Origin of the sequence: Moorena sp. SIO3I8, from assembly GCF_010692325.1 — a bacterium.
Classification (GTDB): domain Bacteria; phylum Cyanobacteriota; class Cyanobacteriia; order Cyanobacteriales; family Coleofasciculaceae; genus Moorena.
Genome location: NZ_JAAHHW010000181.1, coordinates 1 through 9777, shown reverse-complemented (window position 1 = coordinate 9777; position 9777 = coordinate 1). Strand labels below are relative to the sequence as shown.

General features: G+C 39.4%; 8 protein-coding genes and 2 pseudogenes. 4 read left to right on the top strand and 6 right to left on the bottom strand.

From position 1 onward, the window contains the following. On the bottom strand, window positions 1-374 hold a 374-nt coding region (locus F6K51_RS33780), incomplete at its 3' end, for a PfkB family carbohydrate kinase (protein ID WP_293029415.1). A 614-nt stretch (window positions 375-988) separates the two neighbouring features. Between F6K51_RS33780 and F6K51_RS33775 the strand changes: the two genes are divergently transcribed. Together F6K51_RS33775 and F6K51_RS33770 are read left to right on the top strand one after the other, a co-directional pair. Beyond that, window positions 989-1702: a hypothetical protein gene (locus F6K51_RS33775; protein ID WP_293029412.1), complete on the top strand. Its 714-nt coding sequence runs from the start codon at window positions 989-991 to the stop codon at window positions 1700-1702. A 969-nt stretch (window positions 1703-2671) separates the two neighbouring features. Further along, window positions 2672-3865 carry an endonuclease/exonuclease/phosphatase family protein gene (locus tag F6K51_RS33770; protein WP_293029408.1) on the top strand — a complete coding sequence of 398 codons (1194 nt, stop codon included), beginning with the start codon at window positions 2672-2674 and terminating at the stop codon, window positions 3863-3865. A 23-nt stretch (window positions 3866-3888) separates the two neighbouring features. Here the strand turns inward: F6K51_RS33770 and F6K51_RS33765 are convergent, their stop codons facing one another. The 3 genes from F6K51_RS33765 to F6K51_RS33755 all read right to left on the bottom strand — a co-directional run bounded on the left by F6K51_RS33765 (window position 3889) and on the right by F6K51_RS33755 (window position 7238). Further along, window positions 3889-5724 carry a hypothetical protein gene (locus tag F6K51_RS33765; protein WP_293029405.1) on the bottom strand — a complete coding sequence of 612 codons (1836 nt, stop codon included), beginning with the start codon at window positions 5722-5724 and terminating at the stop codon, window positions 3889-3891. 535 nt (window positions 5725-6259) lie between these two features. Beyond that, a complete protein-coding gene (locus F6K51_RS33760; protein ID WP_293029403.1) occupies window positions 6260-6448 on the bottom strand; it encodes a hypothetical protein in 189 nt (62 codons plus the stop codon). A 229-nt stretch (window positions 6449-6677) separates the two neighbouring features. Beyond that, window positions 6678-7238 carry a hypothetical protein gene (locus tag F6K51_RS33755; protein ID WP_293029400.1) on the bottom strand — a complete coding sequence of 187 codons (561 nt, stop codon included), beginning with the start codon at window positions 7236-7238 and terminating at the stop codon, window positions 6678-6680. Window positions 7239-7391: 153 nt separating this feature from the next. Here F6K51_RS33755 and F6K51_RS33750 point away from each other — a divergent pair, with 153 nt between their 5' ends. Both F6K51_RS33750 and F6K51_RS33745 read left to right on the top strand, forming a co-directional pair. Next, the gene (locus F6K51_RS33750; protein WP_293029397.1) at window positions 7392-7529 is read left to right on the top strand and encodes a hypothetical protein; all 138 of its coding nucleotides are present in this window, start codon (window positions 7392-7394) and stop codon (window positions 7527-7529) included. 247 nt (window positions 7530-7776) lie between these two features. Next, window positions 7777-8079 (top strand): annotated as a pseudogene (locus tag F6K51_RS33745) (ISKra4 family transposase); the annotation flags it as partial. Window positions 8080-8317: 238 nt separating this feature from the next. Here the strand turns inward: F6K51_RS33745 and F6K51_RS33740 are convergent. After that, a complete protein-coding gene (locus tag F6K51_RS33740; protein ID WP_293029393.1) occupies window positions 8318-9217 on the bottom strand; it encodes an Rpn family recombination-promoting nuclease/putative transposase in 900 nt (299 codons plus the stop codon). 291 nt (window positions 9218-9508) lie between these two features. Beyond that, a pseudogene (locus F6K51_RS33735) lies at window positions 9509-9777 on the bottom strand (hypothetical protein); the annotation flags it as partial.

Sequence of the window (9777 nt, the reverse complement as noted above, 5' to 3'; positions counted from 1 at the left end):
TGATCGGCTTGAAGTCGTGTATCAGCGAATTCTGTGGTATCGATATCACCAAATCCAGCAAAACTGCGATCGCCTGAGGCATCTCGCACTACATAGACGATCCGTGTGGGAGCTGTACCATGACGCTGTACTCCCGTACCATCGACACCAACATCCTTTAACAACTCTACCAGTGTTTCTCCTGGCTGATCTTGACCAATACAACCAATAAATGCAGTGGGTATACCCAGCTTTACTAAAGCACAAGCGGTATTCGCTGGTGCGCCACCGGGATAGTCTGTCCAAGACTCCACCTGTTCTAGGGGTTTTCCTGGCTGATTAGACAAACGGTCAAACAACATTTCACCAGCACAGATCACCTGGGGACTTGTCATGAGGGTATTCCTTACCTACCAAATGTAATTGAACGGTGATTCGGGTAGTCTATCGCCCATCTTCTAACAAGGAAGTGGCGCGCAAGTATTTCACCCAAACTGACATCAAATTATACTGTAGGTTTATTATTATCTCCCGACTAATTAACATAACCGGGATTATCAGTACTTCAGTTCCCCTATATGCGCAATAGTTTTAAGCAATAGTTTTAACTCTGGTGGGAAGTAGTTCTATTAGTGGAAATGGCAGATATTTGATGCGATCACCTACGGTGCCTCTCTGTCCAACGCCGGGAAGTCTGTGACGTGTACCTTAACTCTACCTAGTTTTCCGGAAAACGAATAAAACAAGGAGAAAAGTGGGCAAGCATAACGTCGCCCATTTCTCTCCTTGGGCAAAGTAAGCTATTTTTACTCGTAAATAAAGACGATAAAAATCGATTAATTCAGCGTTTTTATGAACGGAACAGCTAAAAGCGATTGGCCTAAGCCGGGGCACTATACATTACTGGCTTGCAGTGATCATTGATTTTCCTGTCGTCTATTGTTAACGTTTTGAGGCGACAAAGATAACAAAAGCAATATTTGCCGATGACGATCAAATAGGTATACTTATGAATAAGCGATCGCATTCCCCGTCAATGGTGCGATCGCTAAGTGGAGGATTACTCCAGTTCAATGTCATATTCATTCTAACCATGGAAAATAAGCAATACGTAACTCACTGTCCTTTCTACATTGGGGACATTAAGGCTGATGGTTTCAAGACGGAGTCTGGAGATTACTTGATGTCTCAGACTGGTTCTGCTGAAACCATCGGAGAAGATGAATCTTACGCCCGGCGTTTTTTGCGATCAAAAGCCTTCAAAGATATATGGGGCAAGGGTTTTACGCCCGGCACTTTTGAGGTTTTAAACCCAGAGCAACTAAAAGGGCAGACTCGTATCAGTGGATGGCCTCCGGTCATAGTTGGGCTTTACTGGCATAGTCGTGGAAACAAAGGCAACAAAAGGGCTTTTGCATTGACTAACGGATTGATCATAGATGCATTAGAGGAAAGGATTCGTGAAGCTTTCGGTGATACGACTACAATCACCGAAAGAAATGAAAAGCTTTCTGAATACGTAAGTTTCTTAGAAGCTGAGAACACCGATCTAAGAAACAATAGCGAATGCTGGCAGTATATCAACCAGGAACTAAATCAGCAATTGGAAGACCTCTATGAAGGCATGGCTGAACCAGACCATCTAGAGGCAGAAAATGCTCGCCTATTACGAATACTGCGAGAACATGGAATCAATCCCTATTCCCCGCAGAACTACATTTAATCAATCACATCCTACCATTGCACTCCACACCCCGGCAGTCGCTGGGGCTTTTCATTGATACAGCGATCGCGGTAAGGAAAAAACCTTACCACCCAGTCCCAACAACGCTACATAAAACTCAACAAAGGTAGTGGCTAACCCCGACTACTTCGTTAGTTCCAATGATGGGTAGGTGACCCAACCGAGTCCCCTACCCAGTACCAACGACAGACAGCGACCAATCGGTCCCTTAACCTAGTTCCACTTTCAGGCGGTAGTCCCAACGGACGACCTACCCACTTCCAACACAAGAATTAACAGATTTCACTTAATATTAAGTGCCGTTATCTTTTTGTTATTTCCTAACAGTAGTAAAAAAGATAATAAAAAGACGTATTAATACCTGTAACGGGAGTTATTGGTACTTCCGTGGTGGGAAGTAGTTCTATTAGTGGAAATGGCAGCAATCGGACTTATTGGTATTTCATTTTTCCCTCTAATTCCCCCTGAAATTCACTTTTTATTATTTTTGATTTTGTTGGCAAAAATAACAGGAAGTTAAAGACTGGCCGTAATGGGAAGTAGTTCCATTGTCTGAATTCTGGTAAAGGAACAGGATCGAGTCTTGGAATTAGAACTAGGGAAAGTGTCGGTGACGTTCTCAAGTACATAAAGTTGACAGGTTTGCTTACACACCTATCTCTTTCACCCGACAATTGTTGCGCACTAGTTGTGACTCTGGTGGGAAGTAGTTCTATTTAAGAAATTCTCTGAGGTGGTGTTGTGGACTCCACCCTTGCCCTCAGTCACCGAGGGGGGAGGTAATTCGGATGTTGACGAGGCATTTTAAACCGTCTAGTTAAGGAGAAAGTTTAATCCTGCTGTGTGAATGCCCCCTGGTTGGGGGTTTTCGTTTGAAATGGGAACTGGGGTGGTGGTGAGCGGTATAGAGCTGCTATTTTTGAATTAACCATAGCTTATCGTGAACGTATGGTGCTAGCTGTGTTGGTTGCTGTTGGACTAACACTAATTAGTGCTTTCACTGGTTGGCGTGCTGTAACTGGGGACTCAAAACAAGCCTTTGTTTGGAAAATTGCGACCCCAAATATACGATTGGACGAGATGATTTTTTTTCAGATCAAACTTAAACAAAGGAAGAAAATATTGCTTTATACTGTTGGCAGTTTGGTTTGTGCCTTATTAACTATCTTTTTTGTCAATGCATTTTATACACCCCCAAAAGTAAAAAGTTATTCCTGGAATTCGCTATCAGAAGTCTCTAAGGACGAACTAGAAATAATCACCTGGAACATAGGTTATGGTGGTCTCGGAAAAGAATCTAATTTTATCCTTGATGGCGGAACTGACTGGCTACCAGAGTCAAAACTGATCGTCAAAAAAAATGTATCTGGAATTGTCAACTTTATTAAATCTCAGACTCCAGATGTTTTCTTTTTTCAAGAGATTGCTAAAGCTAGCTTAATCAACCGCAGTGTCAGTGTTTTTAATGCTGTTGTTGACACAATAAACCAATATCAAAATATCTATGTGTCTGATTTTTGCACCCATCTCATTCCACCACCTATTAGCATTAATTCTGGCTTGGGAGTTTTTGCCAGACCTGGTTTAATTTCTAACTCAGAAAGTAGATTATTACCTTTAGAAGCTAGGCGCATCGGAGCTTTTCGCAAAAACTATCAAATGGTAGTCAATCAAGTCTCCACCACTGTGGAAAATAAAAAATGGATTCTGATTAATTTGCACTTAGCTGCATTTGATTCTAACGCTGATATACGAGCAAAACAATTAGAAGCAGTGCGCTCTTTTGCCATGAAGCAATACCAGCGTGGTAATTTCGTTGTTATTGGCGGTGATTGGAATCTGCGCCTTGTTAAAACAGAATTCCCCCATCAAACAGAAGATAAATACCTTTTCTGGGTTCATGATTTACCCGATGATGCTTTTCCTTCAGATTGGAAAATTGTGGCAGATCCGAATGTACCTTCTGTTAGAACCGTTCACCAAGCGTATATACCCGGTGAAAATTATGTTACGATTATTGATGGCTTTATTACTTCTCCAAATGTTGAAGTTGTTGCGGTTGAGACTATTAACTTAAACTTTACTAACTCAGACCACCACCCTGTTAAGGCACGTTTTGCTACCAGTGATAAGATTAATTAAGCAGTAAACTAAACGCAACGATATTAGTCAAAAACTTTAGCTAACCCAAACACGGCTAATCCTACTGCAATTATTATCAGACCTAGATATAAGCTGAAATAAGTATCAAAGACCCGGCTAATAAATCTAGTCACCTTATTTTCTTCTTCAAAGCCTTGAAGATTCTCACACCCAACCCTTAATAATAAATTTCTGGACTCTTGGAGAGCATTCTCATAGTAACTGTAACCTAACAAGAAAATTAGGATACCTACAGCCCAAACAATATAGCCAACAAACAGCCATACTATAGCTTTCTCTGCTAAGGTGTATCTTCCTACTACCAACTCAAATGTAACACCAAGACAAAACACGAGAAAAACTGATGTATAGTTACCTATTTTTTCTACGAACATACGAGAAAAATTAGTAAAATTATCTTGTATTTTGTTACAAATATCAACTGGAGAAAAGACAAATGACTGCCGATATCTAAGATTCGCTATTTTATTTTGCTTATCTCCTATTCTTTTGCGATATTCGTGTAAAAAAGTAAAATCTTTTAATGCTGAATATGACGTAGATATAATAATTGGTAACCAAAGCACAATATAATTAGCTAAAGAATAAACTAGGTAAATTCTATAAGGAAGAATATATGCCCTGAAACCCTGAGGACTTTCCAATTTAATATAATTTAGTTCTGGGTTATTGTCAGTTTCTTCTTTCCAATCCGATGCTAGTCTTTCAGGAGCAATGTACAGATGATAATAAGGAACTATCACCATAGCTGCTATGGTTATGGCTATGGCAAAAAGCCTTACGGCGTTTCTAGCTTTTCTGTATTCTGACGAAGGACTCTCTAAGCCAAAAAACTCACGAGTATCCTGCCTGAAAACCCTAAATACAATCCAAATTTCACCCAGAAAATAAAGAAAACTTCTCAGTAGTTCAACAACCCAGCCATTTTCTGTAAACTCCGTTTTCCAAGGTTCACTATCTACTACTTCATAGGAAACAAATACTGAGATACCACTTACAATTACTAGTAATATTACAGTTGTCAACAGTACGTAAATAAAGTTGTCTTCAGTGTCTTTAGTGTCTTCATCGGCAGAAGGTAAAAAATCTTTTTCGGGAGGACTTAAATCTAAAGTCTCAAAATTGTCATTTAGTAGTCTGTCATCAACTGATTTATCTGGTATCGTTATTAGTAGCGTAAAGTGCTGATCTTCTAGAGGAATAATATCTATAAGTCTCTCATATTTACTAATACTAACGTTATCAATTACTATCAATACATCATCTTTTGACCATTTTGACCAGAAATCATTTACTTTACTTGCTAAATCTAAATCCTCTGGTATTGGTAATTCTAACTTTGACTTGGCAAACTCTATTAACTGGTCTTTTAAATCAGATCGTTTTCCATTTAGCCAACAAATTCCTCCTGGATAAACCTTTTTTTCCCAAGCTAGTTGAGCATATTTTCTTGCTAGTTCTGTTTTGCCAGTACTATTTGCTTCAGAGTAAATAACAACTCGACCTTTTTCTTTTAATAGTTGGTGTAAAGTTTCAATATCAAGTTCTCTGCCGTTAAATTTAACACCGCTACCGGGAATATTTTGTGGCTCGGGTTTTAGCTTTGGTAGAAGAACATTTACTACATGTGCTCTAGCAATGTTAACTATTTTATCAACCTGCCCACCGGACACTTCTGTGTGAAAATATACCTGCAAGATATTTCTTAGGGCTTTACTTATACTTTCATCGTCTAAAGCATTCGATTTTAAATCCTGAAGTAAAGCTTGACCCTTATTATCATTGGAAAGAAATTCTATCAAGTGTTTGGCAATATCTTCTTCACTGTTAAAGGACATATTATCTCTTTTTATAATCTTTTTATATTCGAAACACTAAGTTTGACTAAATATTTTATGTTTGAGATTGAAGACTGGTATTTTTAAGCCCAAGAATTTATTTGTGGGGATAATCTAAAATCTACAATTTTAAATCAAATAATCGCCAATACATCTTTTACAATCTCAAATAAAAAAAATATGATGTCAATTATTCACTTTAAAATTGGCAAAAATTCAATTGCTTGGCACGAACATACAAACAGGCTAGATGTCGGTTTAATAAGATTTAATATACCTAAAAACACTTTTATTTAGCTGCCCATTTGACTTCTCTTAAACAAGAAACAAGCTAAAAACTTACATCTCCAGCAGAACCTATGTTTACTTGTTTGCCAACACTACCACCTTGGATATTTGTGTTAAACTCATTATTTACTACTTGAGGAACATCTTCAATCAGTTCTTTTAACTGTTCAGCAAACTTACGGTCAGCTTCAAGTTTTTCTTTTAAAAATCTTATAAAGTCCGCTTTTTTAACTTCATTTAAATGCTCTTATTCTAGCCGTTCTAAAGCTTGCTGTGCTGTTCCCTCTCCACTAAACTGTTTCACAATAGCTGAGTGTACTTCTTTAGTTTTTTTCCAAACTGACCCACCCACTTCCTGAGCAACACTTCCTCCTACCTGAGCCAAATAGGGAGTTAGTATAGACACGGCTGCTTTTGCTATGTTTAAAGAATCCATTTTTTCTTCCTAATGATAAAATTACTCAAACGAACAACACTTTTTGTTTCTGAGATGCAACCCTGATAGGAAAAATATTTCTACTGTTTTGTGAATGGAGAAATAGGAATATTTTTATTTCATCCCCTAAATAAAGTTTTCCTGATAGCTAAAGAATATCAGACTGTGTTTTTTTAGGACAAACAGCTAAACTTTTCATCAGTAAAACTAGCACCATAATGCGTACAACTTAGTTAATAGAAATGCTACCTTCTCTTACATATTTATTAACTACTTCTGGCATTCTGCAACGAAGATAGCGTGTTCGCCCCCCAATAGAGCATGAAGCTCCAAAGCTGTCTCCCTCAGAACTCCAGTTATAGCACTTCCACTTTCCTTTCCAATTAAATCCAGGGATCACACATACTTGAGCAGACCATTTAGCCCTCATGGACACACTGCCATCACGACTAATAGAATCCCGACTAATAGAACCAATAGTTATGTTACGAACATACTTCTTTCTCGAATCAACCCTAAAACTAGAATTAGCAGATATAAAACTATCTAGCTGTTGTCCGGCAGTAGCTGTTCCTGGAAGGCGCACAGAAAATACTCCATCTTCAAATCGGGCACTACGTCCACCATGTCTGGAAGCTACAAAATCACTGCCCTGATCTATGTTTTCACTCCTTGAGTGACCAGTAGATGAATAGGCAAAAGTTTCGACGTTTTTGGGGATATCTACTACAGCTAAAGTGGTAATAACAGAGGCTAAACTGAGGGTGGTTATAATTTTCTGCAATTTCACTATTTTTTTTATCCTTCTAGGAACTTATTTAGTTGTGTAAAAGCACCATATTTTCTATGAACAAAACTTGAAATTGATCTTGCTAACTACACAGTAATCGCTAATTTCTAATTTGAGTGCATCCCGATTTTAAATTCAGCAAAAATACTTAAGTTGGGTGTTGACCAATCAGAGGTAAGCTTTAATTGGTTGACCTATGATCTCTCTCATGAGTGCTGCGTGCTGGATGCTGACAAACATGCCCAAATCAAAGCCCACGTCCGAGCAATTGCTGCTTTAGAGGTTGTCTGAGAAGTCTCATTTGCTACATCCAAGCCCCCTAAATCCCCCAATTTTGGGGGACTTTTAGAAGCAAATTGACTCTTATTCCCCCCAAAGTTGGGGGGCTAGGGGGGCAAAATTCAGTATAAAAAAACTTTTCAGATATCCTCTTACGTGTGCGTAGGATTTTAAATTCAGCATAAATACTTAAGTTGGGTGTTGACCAATCAGAGGTAAGCTTTAATTGGTTGACCTATGATCTCATGAGTGCTGCGTGCTGGATGCTGACAAACATGCCCAAATCAAAGCCCACGCCCGAGCAATTGCTGCTTTACGTGTGCGTAGAAACTGACCCTGAGCAGGTTCAAACCTTGTCCGGGATAGAAGAAGCGGTTCGTGGTCATATTCTCGAGCATGTCAGTCCAGAGATAGGAAATTTTTTATCCAAACCAGTAGCGGCACCTGTGCCGGACGAAAACGTACCCTCAAGAGCATCCTTGGGAAATTGAGTTTGAGCGAGAAACAAGCTCATGTGCTAATGGTCAAACCCTACACAAGGTGGAGTCCGTATTTGGAGAAGTAAGGACAGGGTTCACTACTGTTATGTGCGATGCCCTAATCCAACCCTATTCCGGACATTTTTCTCGACAGTCATTGGAAGTGTAGTCAAGACTGAGTATAGGGTTCGCTCAAGCGTCTTTATGACCAAGTGATGGTGAAGTGCCTTGTTGGGGGATTATCGGTATTTCAGTTCGCCTATCTAAGCAACAATTTTTCGCAAAAACCCAGGAATTTGTAGCTCTTGAAGCAATTTCAACCTACAACCGATCAATCTCATCGATAGTCAACCCCGTATATTGGGCAATATCCTGAGCAGGTAACCCTGCGGCCTTCATCTGCTTAGCAATCTGCTGTTTTTCTTCCTGTCTACCTTCTGCTCTACCTTGTTTGATACCTTGTTTGATACCTTGTTCTATGCCTTGTTCCAAGGTTTCATCAATCAAGGTTTGGGTAACATTGTACATATCCCGGTAGACCTTCAGACTATCCTGATATAGCGCTTGCTCCCTAGATGAAAAATTGGCAATCTCTGCAACATCAAAGAGCTGGGCAAACACATCCTCTTGCAACGGTAATGGGGGTTCATTCAACTGGGCTAGGTGTTTTAATAAAAATAACCACTTGTCAAAATGGGACTCCAACTGATCAAGAGACTTGGTAAATTTCGGTAGCTCAACATAAATAAACTTGAGCTTATCATAGAACACTTCACAGTGCTGATTTTTCAACTCCACCACATGTAGCAATTCCGACTCATGCTTATGGTCATCAAATACAAAATCTAGGACGCCAACCGTATAAACTGCCGTGAGCTCATAGTTCCAAAATCCCTGTTCAGCCTGTTCTTGGATCGGGAAAGTAGAATAATAGACACTTCTATCCTTAAACAAATTTTGCTTAGCCTTCTGCATTTCTACGATGAACCGTTCACCAGTCTCGCTCTGACAATAAATATCAAAAATAGCCCTTCGATCCACTAAAGTATTGCCCAAAAACTCGGGATTCTTAAAGGTAACATTCTTCAGCTGATGATGGGGAGGCAACAGAGTATTCAAGAAGTCGATCAACAGTGCCTTGTTTGGCTCAGTGCCAAAGACACGTTTAAAGCCGAAATCTGTGAGCAAGTCAATGTATTTATCTGGCAACGGGAAAACCATTTCAAAATGCTTTTATGGCTGATAGGGAGTCGGGAGTCGGGAGTCGGGAGTAGGAAACTTATGTTTATAAATTCTAACAATTCCTAAACGGATTGCTATAGTATAGTGCTTTTAATCGCTATGATAAACACTGATAGATAGATTAACTATAGCGTTTATCCTATTTGTGGAATGGGCATCTTGCCCGTTATCAATATTCTGGGGCAGGCAGGATGCTCACTATACTCCTATTCATAGCTTGATTCAGCAACGCTAAACAGACAAAGAATAACTCTTTGAAGCAATTTAAATCTACAACCGATCAATCTCATCCATACTCAACCCTGTATATTGGGCAATATCCTGAGCAGGTAACCCTGCCGCCTTCATCTGCTTAGCAATCTGCTGTTTTTCTTCCTGTCTACCTTCGGCTTTACCTTCGGCTCTACCTTCGGCTCTACCTTGTTTGATACCTTGTTTGATACCTTGTTCTATGCCTTGTTCCAAGGTTTCATCAATCAAGGTTTGGGTAACATTGTACATATCCCGGTAGACCTTCAGACTATCCTGATATAGCGCTT